This window comes from Rhodococcus sp. NKCM2511, from assembly GCF_014905595.1.
GTDB lineage: Bacteria > Actinomycetota > Actinomycetes > Mycobacteriales > Mycobacteriaceae > Rhodococcoides > Rhodococcoides fascians.
In genome coordinates, this window is sequence record NZ_BNHJ02000001.1 from 3172485 (window position 1) to 3193698 (window position 21214).

The following is a 21214-nucleotide window of genomic DNA, read 5'->3' on the forward strand; positions in this document are numbered from 1 at the left end:
CGCCCGCCGAGATCGCACTTGTGCAGACGATCGATAGCGATTCACCTACACAAGTGCGAACTCGCTACTCGCAGCCGATGCCGTCGTTGTCGCGGTCGAGGTGGGGGCCGTAGCCATACTCGTCGCGGTAGACCGGTGCAGCTCCGGCGTCGCGGGCGGCATCGCAGTTCTGGTACTGGAACCCACCGTTGGGCCGGGGTGCGGGGGCGGGCGCACCCTGCGGTGCGGGCGGGGGAGCGAAAGCAGGCGGCGGCGGAAGGATGCAGAACTGAGCCGAGCCGGCACCGCACAGGAAATCGGTGATCGGATCCGCCGAAGCGAGGGCGGGGGTGGTGACCATGGCTGCCGCAGCGATCGCGCTTCCGATGCCGATTCTGACCAGCAGGTTCTTCGTCTTCATGTTGCTCCAATTCGAGGGGGTGCGATGGAGCCTCCTCGCCGGATCCTTGAACTGTCAACGAAGTCATTCGCGCGACCGACAGCCGTGCTGAGCAGGGCGGCACCGAAATGCGCAGGGTCGACGCGTTTGGAAACCGGCAATAGAGCGTATTTACGAACGTATGAGCGAAAACGAGCAGGTCAACCAGAACCCCGAAAAGGATCCCGACGACTGGGTCACCGGCGACGAGCCGATGACCGGCCCGCAGAAGAGCTACCTGAGCACCCTCGCGCAGGAAGCCGGGGAGGAAGTTCCCGATGACCTGAACAAGGCGCAGGCGTCGGAAATGATCGACAAGTTGCAGGGCGAAACCGGCCGCGGCTGAGCCTGCTCCGTCAGAAGTCCACTCGATGTGACATCGACCCCCGAAAAGTCCACCGAATGTCACATCGAGTGCCTTCTGAAGCACCTCCAGACGGCAGCATCCGACCAGGTAGACCGTTATTTCTTCGGTACATGTAACAAAGGATTACGCAGACTTTTGTACCCGTGATTTCGCGGCTACTGTGAGCGGACCCACAGCCCTCGGCGTGTCTGCGTCGCGGTGGGTACGTTGTGGAACGGATGTTGTTTGTGTTGCGCCCGCGAGGGTGCGCCTGGGGAGGATGGCAGATCAGATGCACCGTCGTGTGTTGGCAGTAGCGGGGGCTGCGCTGGCTGTGACCTTGCTGTCGTCGGGTATCGCCGGAGCGCAGCCGCTTCCGGGTACCGGCAGTGCCGATGGTGGCGGGGCGGCACCTGGCATGCAGGCCCAGTCCGCGCCCAAGCCTGCCGCAAGAATCGACCGAGTCGACATGCTGACTCCGCGACGTGCGGCCGTGTGGGTCGATTCGCCGGCCATGGGTAGGGCGATCCAGGTGCAGGTACTTCTTCCGGCCGCGCAGGCCGTGTCCCGTCCGACGCTCTACATGCTCGACGGGGTCAGTGCCGGCAAGGAATCCGATTACAAGGAAAGCACCTGGACGCAGAAGACCGACATCGTCGATTTCTTCGCGGACAAGCAGGTCAACGTGGTGTTGCCGGTCGGCGGATCGAGTAGCTACTACACCGACTGGAATGTGCCCGACCCCGTCCTGGGCGTCAACAACTGGGAGACGTTCCTGACGGCGGAGTTGCCGCCGCTGATCGACGCGCGGTTCTCCGGTAACGGCACCAATGCCATCGGCGGAGTGTCGATGGGTGCCCAGGCCGCGATGGATCTGATCACGCGTCATCCCGATCTCTACACCGGAGTAGCCGGTTTGAGCGGGTGCTACGACAACTCGCAGAACAACCTCAAGGACGCCGTGCGCGCCACGGTCGCCACCAACGGCGGCAATGCCACCAACATGTGGGGCGAGAACGCCGACGCGAAATGGATCGAACACGATCCGTCACGCAACGCAGAAGCATTGCGCGGCAAGGACGTCTATGTGTCGGTCGGCACCGGCCTACCCGGCCCGCACGAGCTGGGCCCCGGCGGCGGTGGAGTGCAGGAGGCTGCGATGGGCGGACCGCTCGAAGCTGCAGCGCTGTACTGCACCACGCTCTTCGACACACGCCTGCGCTCGCTCCACATACCGGCCACCTTCACCTACCGCCCCTACGGCATTCATCAGTGGCCGTACTGGCAGGACGATCTCCGGGAATCCTGGCCGACGCTCGAGCGCGCGCTAGGACTGTAGAGCGAACTTCAGAAACGCGTCGTTCTCGTGCGGGTCGCCGATGGTGACCCGCACTCCGTCGTTTCCGTAGGAACGCAACAGCACGCCCTGTTCGGCTGCGCCCGAGGCGAATTCACCCGAACGCTCGCCCAGCGGCAGCCAAATGAAATTGGACTGGGATACGCCCACGTCGTAGCCACCCGAGACCAGGGCGTCGCGCACTCGATCACGTTCGGCGATCAGCGCATCGGTACGAGCCAGTAGCTCGGCCGAGGCTTCGAGCGACGCCAGAGCCGCCTGCTGAGCAATGGTGCTGACGGCGAACGCAATTCGAACCTTCGACAGTGCCGTGATCACCTCGGGATCGGCCACCGCGTAGCCCACCCGCAGACCCGCGAGGCCGTACGCCTTCGAGAACGTCCGCAGCACGATCACGTTACGGCGACCGCGAGCGATCTCCACCCCATCGGTGTGATTGCCTGCCGCGTCGGGCCGGGTGTACTCGAAGTAGGCCTCGTCGAGGACGACGAGGACGTTGGGCGGCACCGCGTCGAGAAAGGCCACGAGCTTGTCGCGCTGAACGACGGTTCCGCTCGGGTTGTTCGGGTTGCAGACGAAGATGAGTCGGGTGCGCTCGGTGATGGCGTCGAGCATCGCGTCGAGATCGTGCACGTGGTCCGAGGTCAGCGGCACCTGAACGGGCGTCGCTCCCGTCACCCGGACGATGATCGGATAGGCCTCGAACGAGCGCCACGCGAAGATCACCTCGTCACCGGGGCCACAGGTGATCTGGACGACCTCCTGGCACAACGCGACCGAGCCGTTCCCGGCGGCCACGTTCTCCGGAGTCACTCCGAGCTTCTTCGCCAACGACTCGACGAGCGCCGTCGCGCGGATGTCGGGGTAGCGATTGACGCCGCCGGCCGCTTCCGCGATCGCCTCACGGACACTCGGCAGAGGGCCTTGTGTCGTTTCGTTACTCGCCAGCTTGATCGCACCGGGAAAGCTGCGGCCGGGTACGTAAGCGGGGATGGCGTCGAGGTCGGGGCGGATGTGCACGGTCACGTCAGTCATTATGCGCCGACCCTGTCGGTAAGCGACTTCTGCCTGTCCGCGTCAAAGCTGTGCAGGACGGCCGCGATCGTCCTATCTTCGTACAGTATGTCGGGAACTTTCAGCGACTTCGCAGTCCTTCGGTCCGCCCCCGCGCCCACAGTCGGCGCGGACGACGAGGTGGATACGGCCGCATCGAAACCCGTCTCGCAGGAAAAAGTGCCGTTGACGGCCGTCGAGCCCGATGGGTCACCGCGCGGCGGGATCGTCGTGTTGCACGAGGCCAGGGAGATACCCGAGTCGCTGAAAGATCTCCTTCGCGCCCTCGCGTTGGAAGGGTGGCTGGCGGTAGCGCCGGACCTGTTCCATCGGGGGCACGGCGACGACAAGGAAGTGTTCGGCGACGACCTCTTCGCCGATTTCGACGCCACCTCCGACTGGCTCGTCCAGCGCGGGGTCTACTCCGATTGCATCGGCGTCATCGGATTCGACGATGCCGGAACGGCCGCGTTGATCGTGGCCACCAGCCGTCCGGTCGGAGCGGCGGTCAGTGTCGCCGCAGCAGGGATCGTGGAGCCGCTCAATTCGGACGCCATCGCATTGGTCGACGCCGCGCCCAAGCTGCAGGCGCCGTGGCTCGGCCTCTACGGCGAGAACGACCCCCACACCCCACCCGAACACATCGAAGCCCTTCGCGATGCCGCCACGCGCGCCTCAGTGGCCACGAACGTCGTCGCCTACTCCGGTGTGGAGCATCGCGCCGATCATCCTCGGGAACAGCCGGGCAGCAGCGACGACACCGACCCCGCCGAGGCCGCTCTCGTCGATGCGCAGACGCGCATCTTCGACTGGTTCGACAGCTTCATGCGTTGACGAGCAACAAGCATCTTTTACGCGAACGCCGCGCGAACCTGGGGCGTCGACCAGCCGTTTTGCCTTCTGGCCTCAGCCGTGTGTAATCTCTTTCCTCGGCGGTCCGAGAGGGCCGGCAGCCTAGGAGGCGTGCCAGAGCGGCCGAATGGGAGTCACTGCTAATGACTTGACCCTTCACCGGGTCCGGAGGTTCAAATCCTCTCGCCTCCGCCACGCTGATCCGCAAGGATCGGCACGTCGGTTCTTCGGAACCGACACAACTGAACATGCGCCCGTAGCTCAACGGATAGAGCACTTGACTACGGATCAAGAGGTTAGGGGTTCGAATCCCTTCGGGCGCACAGGAAAAAAAGCCCCTGATCTGCGAACATTCGCAGGTCAGGGGCTTTTTGTATGTGCTGGACGTGCCTGCAACTCAACACGAACGACCTGCACTGCGTCGAAAGTATCGAGTGATGTGGACTCGTGTGAACGTTGGTGGCCCGATCGATGGATTGCTCCGTGTGGGTGCGCTTTGCCTCGGCACGAGATTTTAAAGCCCAGAGGCGTTCATACATTCCCGGCGAACTCTGAGCGGACACATGACATCGGAACAAAAGTTCTGACGACGACGTACTGCTCGACCGGCAGCGTCGAAGCGCGATCGAAAACTTGGTCCAGATGTTGCTGCCATAAGTTGCTTTCAGCGTCGCAGCCCGATTGACCGATGGTCGACCACGATTGCTGTGCCTGCCGTGATGAGACACGTCGCCGCGGCGTACCACGCGAAGACTGTGTAGTTCGATGAGAACGTCTCGCGCAGGCTCGGTGCCGTCCCACCGATCAATGCGACGGCAATGGCATAGGGCAGGCCGTTGCCCACCCCGCGCGCCGATCGCGGAAATAGCGCGCTGATAACCGCGGGCAATGCCGCACACAGTCCCGCCAAGGCCACCGTCGCCAGCGACGTGCCTACCAAGTACGTCGCCAGTGTCGCCGACGGCCGGGTCAGATACAGCACGGGCAGAGCGAACACGGCATCAATGACCGCGGAGGCGGCGTACAGCTCGGTGCGGGGTCGGTGCCGCATCAGCACTCCGGCGCAAACAACCAGTCCAGCGAAACCAACCGTCTGCCCGAGAGATATTGCGACCATGGTCGATTCGCGAACGCCCAGATGCGTGACCGCATAGGGAACGGTGCCGGCGACCCAAATGTTGTAAGACAGCGTGGTTCCCACGGTGAGCGCACAGACTGCCGCCATCCGAGCCAGTATCGCCGAACCCCGGAGGTTCGGCGCAGTGCTCACCTCTTCAGATCGTGATCGAGCGGCGTCTGTGCCATGGGTTGCGGCTATTGCCAGCAGCGCACCTGCCACCGCCCCGGCCACATAGGGAATTCGCCAGCCCCACACGGACATCTGCTCATGACCGAGCAAGGCAATCGTCAGCAGGGTGACCGTCAGCGACACCACTTTTCCACACGCGGCCATCGTGTAGATCAACGCCGACGGGTCCAGTCTCCCTCCGACAGAATGCATCTCGTACATGTGTGCATTGACCACCGCGGCCTGTCCGCCGTGTGCGGCACCCAGAATCACACGGAAGATCAACAACAACACCGGAGCTGCCCAGGCCACTCCGTCTATTGCGGGCGTGAAGGCCATTCCGGTAGTCGCGCCGACCCCGATCCACAAAGAGGCTACGAATGCCGTTGTGCGGCTCCGCCGGTCGGCGATACTCCCGACAATGTAAGCCCCCATGGGACGAGAGACGAACCCGGCGGCAAAGATTGCGAGGCCTACAGTCATCCCGGTTTCGTCGTCACCGAACAGCTCGCGGGTCATATAGGGGAGCAGCGTAAGGAACGTCACCCAGTCGTAGCCCTCCACGGCCATCCCCGCCGCGACAACGGCAACCGGTCGTCGGTTCGGAGTCATCGGACCACTATGCGGGCCGAGTATGGAATCGACACGCCAGCAACACATGATGTGCGCCACTGCGAAGGCGTGTGCAACAAGTCACTCGTCAACAAGTGGTGTGACTTCACGCGCACTCGGTTCTCGGGCGCGACGGAACTCGTTGCGCGCGCTAAACTACTGCCAGTCCGAACAGAGTCGCTTGAGAGCCCCTTGCTTACAAGCCCGAGACCTGCCGGATCGCTTGAGACAAATCGCAGACGTGAGCGGCACCCGTGCGGTGGCCAGCAATACCTCTCGTCTGTGTATCCGTCCGAACCTTCAGCAAGGGGCTCACCGTGACATCTACTCTTTACCCTCCACTTTCACATTCGACTCTGGTCCCGCGCGAACACGTGCACCGCGACGCGTTGTCGGAGGTCTATCTCACCGACATCATCTGCGATCGGTACCCCAACTTTCGCGTCGGTATTCATCTTCCGAAGTCGCACAGCTACTACAGCGATCACGTCGGGCCCGCCGCCGGCCGATACGACCCGTTGCTCGTCCTGGAGTGCTTTCGGCAGGCGTCGATCTTGATCGCCCATCGCCACGTGGGAGTCGAGTTCGACCAGTCCTTCATTTTCAATGCCGGTTCCTTCACCGTTGTTTCGGATGATGCGATGACGGTGACGCCAGCCCCGGGCAACGGTGAGCTGAGTGCGGTGATCGTCGGCGAGAAGGTCCGCGACACCACGATCATCGGCATCACACTCGATATGACGGTCACACTTGCCGGAACGACCGCAGTCACCATGACTATGTCGATTCAGTGGATGCCGAAATCTGTCTGGGCTCGGGTCCGAGCATCGGGACGGGCAAAGCTGGGGCTGGCCGAATATCGCAGTGGCATAGAACCTTTGTCCGGACGCCACCCTCACCCACAGGTCGGTGCGCACGAGCCCGAAGCCCTCGGCCGTAGCTTGGGTCGCAATGTTGTTGTCGGTGCTGCACGCCACGTATCGGGCGGCTTCGACGTCGATGTACTCGTCGACCAGCATCACCCGAGTCTGTTCGACCACCCGCTCGATCACATCCCCGGAGCAGTTCTCTTCGAAGCGGTACGCCAGGCCGGGATCATCGGTGCCGATGAGTACTTCGGACTCAGTGCACGACGTCTCCGAATACGTTCTCTGTCTGCGACATTCACCCGCTTCGGCGAGCTCGACCTACCGACCAGCGCGCTTGTCCGGCCGCAGACCGACACCTGCGACCGGGGTGTCGGTTTCGACATCGACATCACACAGGAAGGTGTAGTCATCGCCTCCTGTGGAGTGCTCTTCGATCGGTCGCACGCATCCAGCCATGTGGCGGTCGCGCGATGACCGCCTCAGCGCACGTCGGGACCGTCCCGCCGGTATCCGCCGCGTCGCGATACACGACGGTTTTCCTGGACTTCGGTGGCGTGCTCTCGCCCCCCATCGAAGACCTGTTCGTCGATTACGAACGCAAGACAGGTATCAGCCCAGCCGATCTCAAAGCAGCGATGGCGGGCGTCGCCGACGGTCTCGGTGTCGAGGTGCTCGCCCCCGTCGAACTCGGCCTGCTGACCGAGGCCGAGTGGGTGAGTCGCATGCACCGATGGCTCACATCCCGAGGGATCGACGTCTCGCGGGCGGAGAGCGACTTCGGTCGACAGTGGTTCGCAGGCCACCAGGTCAACACGACGATGCGCGACCTGGTCTACGAGCTGAAGGCGCAGGGCTACCGAGTCGGGATTCTCACCAACAACGTCCGCGAGTGGGAGGCCCACTGGCGCCCGATGGTCGGACTCGACGACGACGTCGACGCGATCGTCGACTCCTACGACGTCGGGTGTCGCAAACCGGAGCCGGAGATCTTCGCGATCTCCGAGACTCGGATCGGGGCCGCCCCTGGAACCGCCGTCCTCATCGACGATCTCGAATCGAACTGTGCCGCCGCACGCAAATTCGGTTGGGGAGCAGTCCGCTTCGTCGACAACGATCGAACCCTCGCCGACCTCGTTGCGCTGCTACGCGCAGATCTCGGTGATATCGCAGACAGGGAGACCAGCGCATGACCGCACCCGCATCGTCCTCGACAGTCACATCGTCCGCCAAACCCAACCTTCTGTTGGCGGCGATCCTGCTCGGCGTCGTCGTCGTACCCACCGGTGTGTCCGGAACCGGTGTGGCGTTACCGCACATCGCGGCCGATCTCGGCTCCGATCCGGCACTGCTGCAGTGGGTCGTCAACGGTTTCAATCTCACTTTCGCAGTGTTCAGCTTGGTCGCTGGATCCATCGCCGATCATCTCGGCCGCCGCCGCGGCCTGGTCCTGGGCGGCGCGCTGTTCGCCGGGGCGGCGGTCCTCAGCGCTGTTGCACCGTCGTTACTGCTGCTCGATGTCGGTCGAGCGCTCGCCGGCATCGGGGCCGCGATCATCTTTGCCTGCTCAGGAGCACTGTTGGCCATCACCTTCGACGGCGCTGCTGCGGCGCGCGCGTTCGCGCTGTTCGGCACCGCCGCAGGAGTGGGACTCGGGCTCGGGCCGACGATCTCCTCGACCGCCATCGCCGTGGTGGGGTGGTCAGGCATTTTTTGGTTCAACGCCGTCGTCATCGCTGTATCGACAGCCTTGGTCATCGCGTCGAAGGTGCACGACACGCCTGCCCAGTCCACCGGCAGGCTGGACTACCCCGGCGCGGTCGCCTTCGCCGCGTCACTCACGTTGGTGATTGCAGCTGTGGTGCAGTCGGATTCGTGGGGATGGCACTCGCCTGCGACACTCGGCACCTTGATCGCCGGGGTGGCACTGTTCGCGGCGTTCATCCGGATCGAACTCACCACCGCTCACCCGTTGCTCGACCTGACGCTGCTGCGATCCTCCCGGCTCGTCGGTCTGCTCGCCGTCCCCGTCGCCGGCGCAGTCGGCTTCGTCACGCTGCTCACCTATTACCCGACGTTCCTGTCGACGGTATGGCAGCTGGGCACTGGGACCGTAGGTCTGGTGATGCTGATCATGACCGTGCCGGTCATCGTCGGCCCGCTCATCGCCGGTGCCATGCACACCCGTGGCGTACCGGTGTGGATCATCCTCGGCGGCAGCGTCTTGTTGTTCGTCGCCGGTGCGGCCGCACTCACTCTGGTCGGTACCGAGGAGAACATCGGCACAATCGTCGCCCCGTTCCTGTTGCTCGGCCTGGGGTTCGGGTTGGGCGTAGGGCTGGTGGACGGCCAGGCGATCGGATCGGTGCCTGCCGACAAGTCGGGCATGGTGTCAGGTCTGGTGTCCACGGTGCGGCTGGGTAGTGAGGCCGTCGTCGTGGCGGTGTTTGCAAGCGCGCTGACTGCGGGCGTCGGTGGTCAGGTCCGCGACCGCCTGCCGGCCGCCCTGGGATCCGGCGAGCGGGAGAACATCGTGGACAAGGTCGTCACCGGGGAGATCGGAGGTATCGACAGCTCCGTGGACACCGGTCTGCTGCGAGCCGCGTTCGCCGACGGGTTCACTCCGTTGCTCTGGGTGCTCGCCGCCCTGTCCTTTGTCCTCGCGGTGACCGTCACACTCCTGCTGCGCCGCCCCGTCGATGCTTCGACGACACCCACCGCGGCCGATCCGGTCCTCGATGCCGATACCGCTCTCGATCGCGAGGAGATCCAGCAATGACCCAGACCATCCATCGACCCGACGGCACATCGACAAACCCTCTGGTGACCGACATTCCGAATCTCGACACCCCGCCGCCGTACGTCCGGGAACTCGCCAGTGACGATGGGCACCAGAGAATAGAGCTACCCAGTGGACACAGTGCGATCTGCCTGACGTCATACGAGGACGTCAAGACGTTGATGCTCGACCGGACTGCCAGCCGCACGCTCTGCAACGTCGATGGCGGTCCGTCGTTCATGCCCACCAACTGGGCACCCGAGGTGCTCATCAATCTCGACGCCCCGGTGCACGGTGTGGTGAGGGAGTTCGTGTCTCACGAGTTCAGTGCCCGCGCCATCGCGGGACTCGAACCCACCATCCTCGCCCTCACCGATGCTGCGTTGGACACGCTCGACGCGATGGCCGATCCCGACGTCATGGCTCAGGTCTTCCGTGTCGTGCCGGCGCAGATGGTGTGCACTCTGCTCGGCATCTCGCTCGACCATGCGCCGTGGATGAACGAGCTCGGTCGACGAATTCAGCTCGCTCGTCGCGACGAGATACCTCTCATCGTCGACTCGTGGGTAGAGCTGTACGGCTGGGTCCAGAAACTCGTTGCCGACGACACCGAACACGACGACACCGGACTGCTCGCCACCTACAAGCGGCGGGCCCGGCAACCGGAATTCGCCGCCATCGACGACACCCTCATCAGCGGGACCGTGATGGGAATCGTCCTCGGAGGGGACAACAACGTCGCGACGATGCTCGCGAAAACGCTGTATGCCGCACTGGCGCATCGGGATCTGTATTCACAAGTTGTCGACGATCCTTCCCTCGTATCTGACTTGGTGGAAGAGATCATGCGGCTCATGCCGCTCGGAACGCCTGGGTCGTTCCCGCGTGAATTGACCCGTTCTCTCCACACCACGGCCGGTCGGCTTCCGATCGGGGCGATCGTCTACCCACACATCAACGCGGCCAATCGCGATCCGGCGGTGTTCGATGCACCGTTGGAGATCCGGCTGGATCGCCCGCGTGGTCGGCATCTGCAATACGGGTATGGCATGCATCGGTGCATGGGGTCGGCGCTGGCGCAGACCGAGTTGATCGCGATACTCACCCGGGTCGTCACGCGCTACCCGGACCTGTCCCTGCGTGTGGATCCGTCGAATGTGGAATGGGATCTAGGAACCGGACTGCGGCGACCTGCCGTCCTGCCGGTGGATCTCGGTGCGAGAGGAATTGTGTAGATGTACGACGTGATCGTGGTCGGCGGCGGGCCGGTGGGGATGCTCATTGCCAACGAGCTGGCGCTGCATGACATTTCGGCGGTGGTATTGGAGAGTCGCGATGCCGTGAACGAGTACCCCAAGGCCGGGACTTATCACGCGCGCGCTATCGCGACCCTTGCGCGCAGACAGGTCGTCGCCGTCCCACGCCGGACCAACGATCACACGACCATCTCTTCGGAGCTGTTCCAGTTCGCTGGATACCCGTGGCTGACGCTGCGGTCGCGAACCATCGACGGGCCGGTCATGATGGGCATTGCTCAGGCCGAACTCGAGCGCGCGATCGCAGCGAAGGCCGAAACGCATGGCGCACAGGTGATCCGAGGCATCACGGTCACCTCCGTGCAACAGTCCGCCGACCAGGCACTCGTCATTGCACATGACGCCGATGGCACCGAGCAGCGGTACGCAGCGCGCTACGTGGTCGGTGCCGACGGCGGCCGCAGCACGGTACTGCGTTCGGGTGAGTTCACGACAACCGAATACGCGCCGACGATGCGCGCGATCCTGGGCCTCGCGCAGTTGCCGCACCCCGAGCATCTCCGTGGAGGATGGAACCGCACCGACGCCGGATGGACGCTGCTCAACCTGAACCGCTACGGACACAGCCGGATAATTGTGTTCGAGTTCGACGGTCCAGCCGCCGACCGGCATGCACCGGTCACACCGGAGGAGTTCGGAGCCGCCATCGACCGCGTGGTCGGTTCGCACGTCGAGCTCGAGTCGCCGCACTACCTCAACAGGTTCAGTGACTTCAGCCGGATCGTGCACAACTATCGAGACGGTCGACTGTTCCTGGTCGGAGACGCTGCCCATATCCATTACCCACTCGGTGGGCAGGGCCTCAACACCGGAATCTCCGACGCGGTCAACCTCGGATGGAAGCTTGCCGCTGTGGTGACCGGTGCCGCAGACGACGCCCTGCTCGACAGCTACTCCACCGAACGTCAACCTGTCGGGCAGTGGGTCATCGACAACACGCGTCTTCAGTCGGCGATCATGAATCCAGATCCTGCACAGGACCCACTGCGTCGAATGGTCTCGCAGATGTTGTGCCACAAAGATACTCACGATTGGTTGGGCGACAAGATCAACGGTCACTCCCTGCGCCACGATATCCCCGGACTGTCGGAAAGCGAGCTCGACGGGTCGTTCCTGCCCGACCACGAAATCGACGTCGACGGCACACGGACAACCGTGTCGGAGCTTCTGGCCCGCGGCCGAATCGTGATACTTGTCGGTGCGCAAGCACGTTCGGCTCTCGAGGAGACGGCAGCCATCCCGTTCGCCGACACAGTCGTCGCCCAGGGATTGCCCGAGCTCTACCCAGAGATCGTCGTCGTCCGACCGGACGGATACGTCGCGTGGGCCGGCGAAAGTTCGCAGATCACACTGATGCGCAAGGTTCTGGAGGGTCATTTCGCGCTGCGCTGGACGCAGGAGCACTGATATCGTTGCCGCCCATTGCCGATTTCGTCGACTCGGCTGGAGACTGAGGGTGTCGTGGACAATGGCTGGTTTCTGGTCGAGACCTCGGGATCGACCCCCGCCGTGGTCATGGTCGGTGCGCGCTCCAAGCAATGGCGACCGGTCTCCAATATGTTCCGCGGCTCGGTCTACACAACGGTGCTGCAACTACTCGATACCGTCCTCAACAACCTGAAACAATCGCAGGTACTCCTCGACGTCGGCGGGCCGCGGTTGGCGCTGGCACAGCCCGTCCTCGGGCCGTCTCGACAGGTACACGCGATATTGATGTGGATCGGGGACGCCACCGAGACGCCACCACCCGAGCCCCCGGTGTGGGCATTCGCATGGGAACTGGCCGATCCGATCTCGCCGAGCTTCGTCGACGACCCGAAGACCGGCACGATGACCGACTGGCTCTCCGGATGCGCTCGACTGTCCGATATCCGTCGCACCGCCGCGGACGTCCACGCTGCCACTGTCGGCGATCGCTTCGCCGGAGACTGGATCCGCACCGATGGGACCGTCGAGCGATACACGATGCGGGTCGTGGCGACCTTCGATGGACCGGCCATCCTTGCAGTATCCGTACGCCTCCCTGAGCCGACCGCCGCCGTAGAAGACGAGCTACTTCCACGCGCCGCACTTCAGGCAACCGCTACCTACGCTGGAACATCTACGGCGGTGCTGCACGCCGCAAGCGGGCGTGTGCTCGCGTGGCTCACAGACGGACGCCCTGACTTCCCTCCCGAAGTCGTCTCCGGGCTGATCGCAGCGCCCACACCATCAGCGACAATTCCGATCGACGAGACCGGACAACTGGCACTGGGAATCTTCGACCTCGAGCGATCCGAACCGTATCCCGGTTGACCGATGCAGCAGTGCGCTGCAGATTTGGACACTCTCGCACATCCGACGCCCGGCTGTGCCGCCGGAAATGAAATGGCCGCCGCGCGACAATTGTTTCCACTTCTCGTGTCGTATTGCGCAGTCTGCGTATCGGCAGGTGCTGCCGGTCGCATCGATCAGCAGTCGGTCACGGGGCGCGCCGAGTGTCCAGCACAGTGTTGATATCGACAACAGTTTCGTTCTGCGGCAAACGATTACGGTATTCGGCGCGGGGCACGTCGGAAGGAGCGATGTCGGCCGGCGAACAGCCGAAGATGTCGCACAATGCAATCAACGTGGTCAGGGACATCAGCATCGGACGCCGCGCAACGAGTCTCCGAACTTGTGGCTCGGTCAAGAGCACACCGCGGTCGGCCAGATGTGGAAGCAAATCGATACTGTCTCGCATTCCGCGAGCATCCATGAGCTCGGCCAAGCACGGGTTCTGTGCGCTTGTCGGTGTCATCGGTCGCCTTCCCGCGCCTGTTGTTGCCAGTCGCGCCTCGGTGGTGTCACTGCTTCGAGTTCGAGAAAAAGGGACTGCACGATGATCAGGCCCGGGGAGGGAAACGATCATCGTGCAGCCCGATCTCTCGGATTGCGTACGGTCAGAACAAAAGGCCCTTGATCGCGTAGGGGATGACACCGATCACGAGGGCTCCGAGGCCGCCGGCGAGAGTCAGGGTGGTGATGATGGGATCGAACATGTTCTTCTCCTTGTGAAGTCGCCCATCGTGAATCGATGGGACGTGTAGTGGTGCCCGGGTCCGGACGTCTGGTTCAGAGCCCCAACCGTCGGGTGAGCGACGTGGTGAACAGATTGTGTGGGTCGAGAGCAGCCAACGTATTTGCCGCGATCGACCACTGCGGATACACATCGGGAATTTCGTGGCTGAGCGCGTGGGGGTCGGTCCATGCACCACCGTCTCCGTGACCCCAGCGCTTCGCCCACTCTGGTCGAACGATTCCGAGTTCGGCTGGAAAGGGCCGAAAGAAGCGCTGCTCGAGATCCGCGTAGAAGTCCGCGTGCCCAGGGGTGCCCGGCAAAGTCAGCGTGTCGAGCCACACCGCTGTATCGAGGTCGGCGCGTCCGGGTACCGGCGTAGCGGGGGAGAGGGCGGGAGCTCTGTCGACCGGGTACCGAGAATCCACCCCGGTCACCCTGATTTCCACACAGCTGTTGATGGGGTACTCGCCGCGTGTGGCGTACTCGTCGAGCATCGTGCTGATCACTTCGGTGAACTCGTGAACCACATGCTGAACATTGTCTCGACGGGTGATCACCGCATGGCTGGCCGCTGTGACGCGTAGCGTTGTGGGTCTGACGAAGTGAATGAAGTCTTTGGCCGGGCCCCACATGTCGCGAGCACCCGTCAGGGTGAGGCCTGCATCTGTGGCAGCGATGACGGCGTCCCCGAATGCCGGCGCGAGTTCGGTATGCCCCTCGATGATCCGGCCGAGCATCTGCGGTATCGGATCGGGAAGGTTGTCGGCAAACGGAAAGTTGAATGGGCCTGTGGTCGGGCGTGATTCGGCCGGGCGAGTGGGCGAGACGGACCATTGTTGAATCCACGGTCGATCGGTGAAGGTATACCAAATGATTCCGACTCGACCTGCGTCGTCGAGCATTGCGGTCAGGGACCGCGGGCCTGCTGCGTTGGGTGCTGCGAACAGTTCCTCGATCGGGATGTCTGTGAAGGTCCGACACCGCAGGTTGTGCGTCGGCACCGTCGACAGACGAACGCGCGTGACCAAAGTGCGCCCCAAATGCACGAGTAAAGAGGAACATTCGGGTTCGGAACGGGTGAACGTCCTCTCGATATAGGTACCGGTGCGGCTGTCGAACACAACGGCCGAGATGGTTTCGACGAGGTCGCTCACCGAACCGAACGGCAACGACCGGTTGCCCTGTTCGGCGGCCGAAGCGACGGCGCTACCGTGCCCACCCACTGCGAGCACACCTCCGACGGTGACGTCTCCCGGTGCCGGCGCGGAAAGTACTGCGCGACCGTGCGCGTGGAGGTAGGCGAGTAGGTCCTGCATGGAGGCACCTGCCTCGACGTCGACAACGGTGTCGTCGACCATCGCCATCGAGTTCAAGGTGGTCATGTCGAGAAGAAGCACTCGTGCCGACGAGGGCGTGCCGGAATCGACGACGAGCGGTGACCAAGTGTGTCGAAATCCATGGGGGCGCAACGTATACGAGTTGATTCTAGCCCACTCGGCAACCCTTACCGCATCGTCGGCAGAGCCGATGGCTACTGTCCACAGATCCTCCGTGACAATTGCCTCGTCCCAGTTGCGGAATTGTGCCTTACGCAGGGACAGCCCTTCGGGGAAGGCCGGCAGCACGGTCTCTGCCCGCACCGGTGCAGAGAACCCGGCGAAGAGTAGACCCGTCACGGCAGCGGTACCCGTGAGAAAAGACCGACGGCCCAACACGCTATCGCCCGCTCGGCGCGAGTGCTTCGGACTCATTTCCGGGTGGAGGCGCAGAAAGTGAGAATGTCCTTCACCGTCGCGGGATCGTGAAAGACAACATCGTTGACCGCATAGACGGGTACCTGGAGAACGTCGACGAACAACCCCTCGAGAACCTGGTATGGGGAAGCGGAGAACGTGAGAATGGACGTGACGAGAGCCGTGTTCCGCTTGATCGCAGCTTTCACGTCGTTCCCATGGTCTGTGAAATTCGCGTTCAACCAGCTGAACGTTGCGGTCGGTCCACTGCACACGGGAATCAGTGCCAGAGCTTCGTCATGGCTCGGTGCCCAGACGCCGTCTCCTGTCGGCGCAGCTTGCGTAGTGGGGCCTGTGGTTGTCACAGGTGCTGCGGAGGCGACCGGCGACGCAATAGTTGCCGCTGAGATGGCCACAGCAGTGGCACCGATAACGGTCTTGATCGAACGTTTCATGGGAGCTCCTGAGTCGAAGATTGAGACCAGCTCGGAGAAACCGGCGTGGTCCCTGTATTCAGACACAACAGCTAATTTTCAGCAACCTCTACGGGATTCCGGCTGGCATATCGATCCGTAAAAGTGCCCGCCGACTTCGATGCAAAAGGATGCATAGCGGCCGCTAAAGGCTCGATTTCGCAAGGAATGCGGCCCGGAAGCTCGGTCCAGTAGTGTCGTAGGTCTCACCATTACTAGGTGCTGGAAGTTAACTATCGGTCGCTGAGCCAAGGGCTTCTACGTGTTGATTTGGTTCGCGCAGCTGTGGTCTGTCACACATCTCGCGGCCGCCAGAGGGGGTGATGCGTATGAAACACTTGCTATTGGAAATGAAATTGAGCAGTACGGGTGCGTCAATCGAGCCTCGGGCGGCAGGCTTGCCGTGCTTCTTGATTCGAAACGTGGAAGGCGTGCGCCGCGTGTAGTGGACGCACTGCACGTTGCCGAATCATGTTGCAGCTCAAGGCTACTGATTCGAATTCGGCTCGCAAGAACGACATGGGAAGTGCCGGTGTTGGACATCACAGCATCGACGAGTAACGCGATTTACAAGATCAGCGACACATTTTGTATTGCCGGATGTCCTATCCCGGTCGGTACCACCATCAATCAGGCGGAGGGGCAATGCACTGCGTGAAAAAGATCGGCACGTGGTCCACGTCTGGGTGGGATCGGTGCCTGCCATGACCTCGATGGGGCACAAGGTGGGCCTGGCGATCTGTTGTGCAGCCCTCACCTCGGGTGTCTTCGCCATAGCTGTGGCAGGCCAGACCTCGGCGGCCAGCACCATCGAAATATGCGTCGGGCGGCCCGGAAAGTGTGGGGAATCGACACCCACGACGAGCAACGGTCCGACCACGACCACTGTCGAGCCGACTACGACGAGCAACGATCCGACCGCGACCACTGTCGAGCCGACTACGACGAGCAACGCCCCGACCGCGACGAGCAGCGACCCGACCACGACGAGCAACACCCCGACCGCGACTTCCGCTGACACGCAGAAGACTGCAACAGCCGAGCCGAAAAGCAGTGCCGATGCCGGCCCACCGATCGCCGATGGCGAGCTGCATTCCGACACCCGCTACTCGGAACCCTCGACTGTCGGGAAAACGGTGCACCCGCTCGAACCGCGGGATGCCGAGTCGCCGGCGTCGGATGCTGCAAACTCGCCCGAGTCTTCCGCTGACCAGTCTCCCGCCGACGAGTCTCCTGGCGACGAGGCACCGACGGCTTCCTATTCGCAGACCGAAACCACGAGTACTACCGATCCGTCACCGACGCCGGCGGCGAACGTCGATGGCGTGATCGAAGAGGAGGATCCCGATACCGAATTGTCCTCGGCAACAAGCGGTCTCCATGACGTGGCTCCTCTTCCGGTTGTCGGTGGCGTCGCGGGCCTGGCGCTGGCGGGGTTCGGAGCGGGTGTCATCACCTTTCGCGGTGCGCGCGCTACCGAGGCGCGACGGTCTGCCGCGCGCGCGGAGTTGTTCCCATGATCCGTTCGCACCGCCGCGTGTCTGCCGCAGTTGACGTCGTATTCGACATTGCCTCGGACACAACAGAATTCGATCTCGATGACATAGTCTCCGCAGTCGCCAGAGAGCGGGGCAGGTCGATCGAGGTAGAGATGGCCGAGCTGCCGCCCGGCGTGTGCGGACAACGACGTGCTTTCCCCAACCATGACGTCATCGTTCTGGCCCCGGATCTACCGAACTACGAACGGACGCTGGCGCATGAGCTGGGTCACATCGTGTTTCGGCACGAAGGCACACCGGTAGAGAAATCGTTGCACGTAGTCAGTGACGAGTTGATCGCGTTCATGCTCAGTGAGCGCAGCTTGATGTCCACAGTTCTCGATGGGTCGGACGCCCTGGCAGAGTGGGAGGCGGAAACGTTCGCCGGCCAATTGCTACAGCGGCTGCGGCGGATGAACACCCGAGGCGCTCCATTGTCGGTGTTGCGTTTCGATCAGGCTCTGGGATGACATGGACTGGGTAGCGGCGCTGTTGGTGTGGCTCGCAGTCGGTGCTCGCGTCGGCCGCGTGGTGGTGCGGAGCGCGAATACCGTGCGAGTGTCCATTGTGCTCGCCGTTGGCTTCCTCGCTGTGGGGCAAACATTGCTGGTCGACGATGTCGCGCGACTCCTGACACCCTATGTCGACGTGCCGACCGTCATCGGAATGTGTTGGATCGGAGTTGCCGCAACTTCCGCTGTCATCACTCTGACTGCGCGACCGATGCTCGGCGCGGCGCGAGAGCGTCGATCGATCGCAGCAGTGGTCTTCTTCGCTGTGGCTTCTGGAATTGCCTCCGCTGTGTGGCCTACTGCTGCGTGGGTTTTCGTTCTTCTCATGTTTCCGCTACTCATTGTCACAGGTCTCGGAATGGTCGATCGAACGCCGTTGGGCCGCGCGGTAGCTCTGTTCTGTGTCGGAACGTGTGCACCGGCTTTCGTGGCGGTATCGGTTGTCTTCGGGTCTGCACCCCGACACTCGGTACTCACGGCCGGCGCGCTGCTGATGGCCGCTGCCGCAGTGTGGGTTCTGGTGACGAGCTGGGTTCGTGCGCGGATCCTGTTGTGGCGCATCAGGAACCTTCATCGCACTCTCACTCGCAGATTTCCCGAGGTGGTGGACGACAAACGGTCGGGCGCTCCGACGGTGTTGCGTGCATCGGACCACGTCTCCGAAATCATGGACGCGTTGTACCTTCAGGTCGGTGCCGGGCAATTCGACGACGGAGCGCCTGTGCCTGTGGAATCCGGTGCCCGAGCCGTTCGCGTGGCCCGCACGGTTCGGGATCCGCTTGCCGACCCAGTTATGGGTGGACATTGGATTGCTGTGCCGAGCGGCGTGTCGCTGGCCAGGTGGGTGACGATGATCGCTTCGGAATTCGGGCGCTGACGCGATCCGCGACAGCGGAAGGAGTCAGTCCGATCCATCCGGGGGAACTGCGGGCAGCCCCTCGCTGGTCCGCAGCTTCTCCGCCATTGCGGTCAACAGGTTCTGTGATTCCTCGGATAGGTCGAATGCTCGCGTGGACAGTCGTCGCAGGCCATAGCCTTGGAGTTGCGACAAGACCTCCAGGTCGCGGTCCACCGATGCCTCGTACACAGGATCGAAGAAGTAGTCGGGCTTGACCTTGAAAAAGCGGGCCAGCGCCGCAACGGTCTCGTTCGAGGGATTGGTTCGATGACCGGATCTCAACTGCGAAATGTATGGCTTCGAGATCGGGTGACCAGCCGCTGCCAGGGCTTCGGCAACATCGGCATTCGTGTACGGCTTCCGTCCCGAAGGATGAATCGATTCGAACAACTTGTTCAATCGTTCCGCGAAAGACCCCTGCGTCGGCACTGCCCAAGCCCTCCTCGGTGGTGGTGATGAGCGTCGGGATAACCGCCCGATAGCTCCGGGTCGTGATGTTACCTTTTCGAGACCCCGACTTCTCCACCCGCGAGGTAAATGCTGTCGTTTCGACCAGTGGCCGGGTGGAGCGCCGCTAGTGCTGCCCGGATCGTCTCGACTGCGGGCCGTCAGTGCGAACCGAACGCACAAGACGTCGTCGTTCTTCAGGAGAGAGGATCGAACTGTCCGTCAGCGTGAGCGCCAGGCGCAGCCGCCGCCGGTACTCATCCGTGGAAATCCCGAATGTTTCCTCGATTGTCTTCTCGTCTGCCCCACCGAGTCGAGCCCAGCGTATTGCGAAGTTCACAAATGTCTCGGAGCGAATCTTCACCACCTCGATCGATGTGTCGTTCTCGCTCTCGGCACCTCAGATGGCAATCGAGGGATCGGCGTCGCAACTGTTGCCACCGCTGGTGCCGTCGCAATGGTTTCGGCGAAAACGCTTGTTGCAGTACAGCTCCGAGTCGGCGATCGATATCAGAATTCCGTACGGGTCCGTTTCGGGCTCGGCAATGGCCACTCCGTAGGACACTTCGACTACATGGCCATCGACCAGCGAGGATGCCAGAGCCTCTGCTTCGGATCGACTGCAACCGGTTGTGAGAACTGCAAATTCGTCACCCCCCAAGCGAACCAACACGTCGGACGGGGCAAGCGACGTCATCCACGACCGCGCCAACTCGACGAGGATGCGGTCGCCTTCTGCATGCCCGTGGCAATCGTTGACGGCTTTGAAATCGTCGACATCGAGCACGATGACGACCAAGTTCTCGCCGCGTTTCCTGGTGCGCGCCAGGAGGTGGCTTGCCGCGTGCGCCGCACCTGCTCGATTGAGTGCACCGGTCAAGGGGTCACGCAAGGCACCATCTATCAGCGTCGCCCCCATCGCACCGAATACTTCGGCCGCCACGGATACGCTCACGAGATAGAAACCGATCCATACCAGAGGTGATGGCGTGGGGGACAGTACTGCCGATATTACGGCTGTCGCCGCCAGTGCACAGACGAGTAAGCGGGCAGTTCGAGCCGGGTAGAAGACTCGAATATATATGGCCAGGAACAGAATCGACACCAGGCCCCACATCTGGAGCATCGCGAGTCCTTGGGTGACCAGGGTGCAGGGCGGCAACGTGGCGGCACACGACAGCGCGATCGAATGGCGGGCATTTCCGGCGTTCGGCGTAGCCAGCGATGCGAGCCCGAGGATAGCGACAACGAGGGCCGCGAAAAACCACCATGAGGTGTACTCCGTGGCCTGCCTGTCGTTGGTAGCAGACCTCGCCAACGTGAGTCCGGCCCCGTTTGCGACAGCCAGCAGGGCGAGCACGGACAGTAGTATCCAGCGGCCACCCTCCCGGAAGTGGATGGTGGGTCGTAGCGTGGTCCGCACTGATTTCACTCCCTGCATATCGACGCAGCTATCGATCCGTTACCGAACATGCATGAACATCTGTCGATGTCGAGCGCCACTGTGCGAAGTAGTTTGTCTGCGAATGCACATCGTTCATGTGTCAATGTCGCACCATGGTGTCCACATGGCAACCTACCAGCTATTTACACGTCTCAGGCTGATCGCGTGGGTGAGCGAAGGGGCTGTTGGGAAGCCTGTGACATGGAACGCCGACTGCTTGCTGTTTGCTTGCCTGGCTGACG

20 protein-coding genes and 2 tRNA genes are annotated in these 21214 nt (G+C 62.7%); 14 read left to right on the forward strand and 8 right to left on the reverse strand.

The window, feature by feature from the left end; genetic code table 11:
• Positions 1-64: 64 nt before the first annotated feature.
• Complete coding sequence (locus JLZ96_RS14835) at positions 65-400, reverse strand: excalibur calcium-binding domain-containing protein (RefSeq protein ID WP_027494767.1); 336 nt, start codon at positions 398-400, stop codon at positions 65-67.
• Between the two features lie 160 nt (positions 401-560).
• Here JLZ96_RS14835 and JLZ96_RS14840 point away from each other — a divergent pair, with 160 nt between their 5' ends.
• Positions 561-764 (forward strand): DUF3072 domain-containing protein, encoded by a 204-nt coding sequence (locus JLZ96_RS14840; protein ID WP_027494766.1) that lies wholly within the window; start codon positions 561-563, stop codon positions 762-764.
• Between the two features lie 292 nt (positions 765-1056).
• Positions 1057-2103: an alpha/beta hydrolase family protein gene (locus JLZ96_RS14845; protein ID WP_201010759.1), complete on the forward strand. Its 1047-nt coding sequence runs from the start codon at positions 1057-1059 to the stop codon at positions 2101-2103.
• Here JLZ96_RS14845 and hisC read toward each other — a convergent pair.
• Positions 2092-3147 carry a histidinol-phosphate transaminase gene (gene hisC, locus JLZ96_RS14850; RefSeq protein ID WP_027494764.1) on the reverse strand — a complete coding sequence of 352 codons (1056 nt, stop codon included), beginning with the start codon at positions 3145-3147 and terminating at the stop codon, positions 2092-2094. The genes JLZ96_RS14845 and hisC overlap by 12 nt on opposite strands.
• A gap of 96 nt (positions 3148-3243) precedes the next feature.
• On the opposite strand from hisC, the gene JLZ96_RS14855 reads away from it, so the two are divergent.
• The 3 genes from JLZ96_RS14855 to JLZ96_RS14865 all read left to right on the forward strand — a co-directional run bounded on the left by JLZ96_RS14855 (position 3244) and on the right by JLZ96_RS14865 (position 4349).
• Positions 3244-4008, forward strand: a complete 765-nt coding sequence (locus JLZ96_RS14855) for a dienelactone hydrolase family protein (RefSeq protein ID WP_201010462.1) — start codon at positions 3244-3246, stop codon at positions 4006-4008.
• 123 nt (positions 4009-4131) lie between these two features.
• Positions 4132-4221 (forward strand) — tRNA-Ser (locus JLZ96_RS14860).
• A 55-nt stretch (positions 4222-4276) separates the two neighbouring features.
• Positions 4277-4349, forward strand: a tRNA-Arg gene (locus JLZ96_RS14865).
• A 341-nt stretch (positions 4350-4690) separates the two neighbouring features.
• On the opposite strand, the gene JLZ96_RS14870 is transcribed toward JLZ96_RS14865, so the two are convergent.
• Positions 4691-5926, reverse strand: coding sequence for an MFS transporter (locus JLZ96_RS14870; protein ID WP_201010463.1), 1236 nt, complete (start codon positions 5924-5926; stop codon positions 4691-4693).
• Between the two features lie 317 nt (positions 5927-6243).
• On the opposite strand from JLZ96_RS14870, the gene JLZ96_RS14875 reads away from it, so the two are divergent.
• From JLZ96_RS14875 to JLZ96_RS14900, 6 genes are read left to right on the forward strand one after another with little or no spacing between them, the layout of a single operon-like run.
• A complete protein-coding gene (locus tag JLZ96_RS14875; RefSeq protein ID WP_196250470.1) occupies positions 6244-7269 on the forward strand; it encodes an AfsA-related hotdog domain-containing protein in 1026 nt (341 codons plus the stop codon).
• Positions 7266-7985 (forward strand): HAD family phosphatase, encoded by a 720-nt coding sequence (locus JLZ96_RS14880; RefSeq protein ID WP_032392937.1) that lies wholly within the window; start codon positions 7266-7268, stop codon positions 7983-7985. Before JLZ96_RS14875 ends, JLZ96_RS14880 begins: the two co-directional genes overlap by 4 nt.
• On the forward strand, positions 7982-9571 hold the full coding sequence (locus JLZ96_RS14885) for an MFS transporter (RefSeq protein WP_201010464.1): 1590 nt from the start codon (positions 7982-7984) through the stop codon (positions 9569-9571). The genes JLZ96_RS14880 and JLZ96_RS14885 overlap by 4 nt, the downstream gene beginning before the upstream one ends.
• Positions 9568-10806: a cytochrome P450 gene (locus tag JLZ96_RS14890; RefSeq protein WP_167328455.1), complete on the forward strand. Its 1239-nt coding sequence runs from the start codon at positions 9568-9570 to the stop codon at positions 10804-10806. Before JLZ96_RS14885 ends, JLZ96_RS14890 begins: the two co-directional genes overlap by 4 nt.
• Positions 10807-12294, forward strand: coding sequence for an FAD-dependent monooxygenase (locus JLZ96_RS14895; protein WP_201010465.1), 1488 nt, complete (start codon positions 10807-10809; stop codon positions 12292-12294). It begins immediately after the preceding gene.
• Positions 12295-12348: 54 nt separating this feature from the next.
• Positions 12349-13182, forward strand: coding sequence for a GAF domain-containing protein (locus JLZ96_RS14900; protein ID WP_201010466.1), 834 nt, complete (start codon positions 12349-12351; stop codon positions 13180-13182).
• Positions 13183-13348: 166 nt separating this feature from the next.
• On the opposite strand, the gene JLZ96_RS14905 is transcribed toward JLZ96_RS14900, so the two are convergent.
• The 3 genes from JLZ96_RS14905 to JLZ96_RS14915 form a co-directional block, all read right to left on the reverse strand.
• Positions 13349-13666 carry a helix-turn-helix transcriptional regulator gene (locus JLZ96_RS14905; protein WP_201010467.1) on the reverse strand — a complete coding sequence of 106 codons (318 nt, stop codon included), beginning with the start codon at positions 13664-13666 and terminating at the stop codon, positions 13349-13351.
• Positions 13667-13980: 314 nt separating this feature from the next.
• Entirely contained in the window at positions 13981-15603 is a 1623-nt protein-coding gene (locus tag JLZ96_RS14910; RefSeq protein ID WP_201010468.1) for a cholesterol oxidase substrate-binding domain-containing protein, read from the reverse strand.
• 71 nt (positions 15604-15674) lie between these two features.
• Positions 15675-16115 carry a hypothetical protein gene (locus JLZ96_RS14915; RefSeq protein WP_201010469.1) on the reverse strand — a complete coding sequence of 147 codons (441 nt, stop codon included), beginning with the start codon at positions 16113-16115 and terminating at the stop codon, positions 15675-15677.
• A gap of 689 nt (positions 16116-16804) precedes the next feature.
• Between JLZ96_RS14915 and JLZ96_RS14920 the strand changes: the two genes are divergently transcribed.
• The 3 genes from JLZ96_RS14920 to JLZ96_RS14930 are packed head-to-tail and all read left to right on the forward strand — an operon-like array spanning position 16805 to position 19060.
• Positions 16805-17653, forward strand: a complete 849-nt coding sequence (locus JLZ96_RS14920) for a hypothetical protein (protein ID WP_201010470.1) — start codon at positions 16805-16807, stop codon at positions 17651-17653.
• The gene (locus JLZ96_RS14925; protein WP_032366511.1) at positions 17650-18141 is read left to right on the forward strand and encodes an ImmA/IrrE family metallo-endopeptidase; all 492 of its coding nucleotides are present in this window, start codon (positions 17650-17652) and stop codon (positions 18139-18141) included. The genes JLZ96_RS14920 and JLZ96_RS14925 overlap by 4 nt, the downstream gene beginning before the upstream one ends.
• Position 18142: 1 nt before the next feature.
• The gene (locus JLZ96_RS14930) at positions 18143-19060 is read left to right on the forward strand and encodes a hypothetical protein (RefSeq protein ID WP_167328450.1); all 918 of its coding nucleotides are present in this window, start codon (positions 18143-18145) and stop codon (positions 19058-19060) included.
• Positions 19061-19084: 24 nt separating this feature from the next.
• Here the strand turns inward: JLZ96_RS14930 and JLZ96_RS14935 are convergent, their stop codons facing one another.
• Together JLZ96_RS14935 and JLZ96_RS14945 are read right to left on the reverse strand one after the other, a co-directional pair.
• Positions 19085-19510 carry a helix-turn-helix domain-containing protein gene (locus JLZ96_RS14935; protein WP_032366510.1) on the reverse strand — a complete coding sequence of 142 codons (426 nt, stop codon included), beginning with the start codon at positions 19508-19510 and terminating at the stop codon, positions 19085-19087.
• 418 nt (positions 19511-19928) lie between these two features.
• A complete protein-coding gene (locus JLZ96_RS14945) occupies positions 19929-20951 on the reverse strand; it encodes a diguanylate cyclase (RefSeq protein ID WP_196249358.1) in 1023 nt (340 codons plus the stop codon).
• Positions 20952-21214 lie beyond the last annotated feature (263 nt).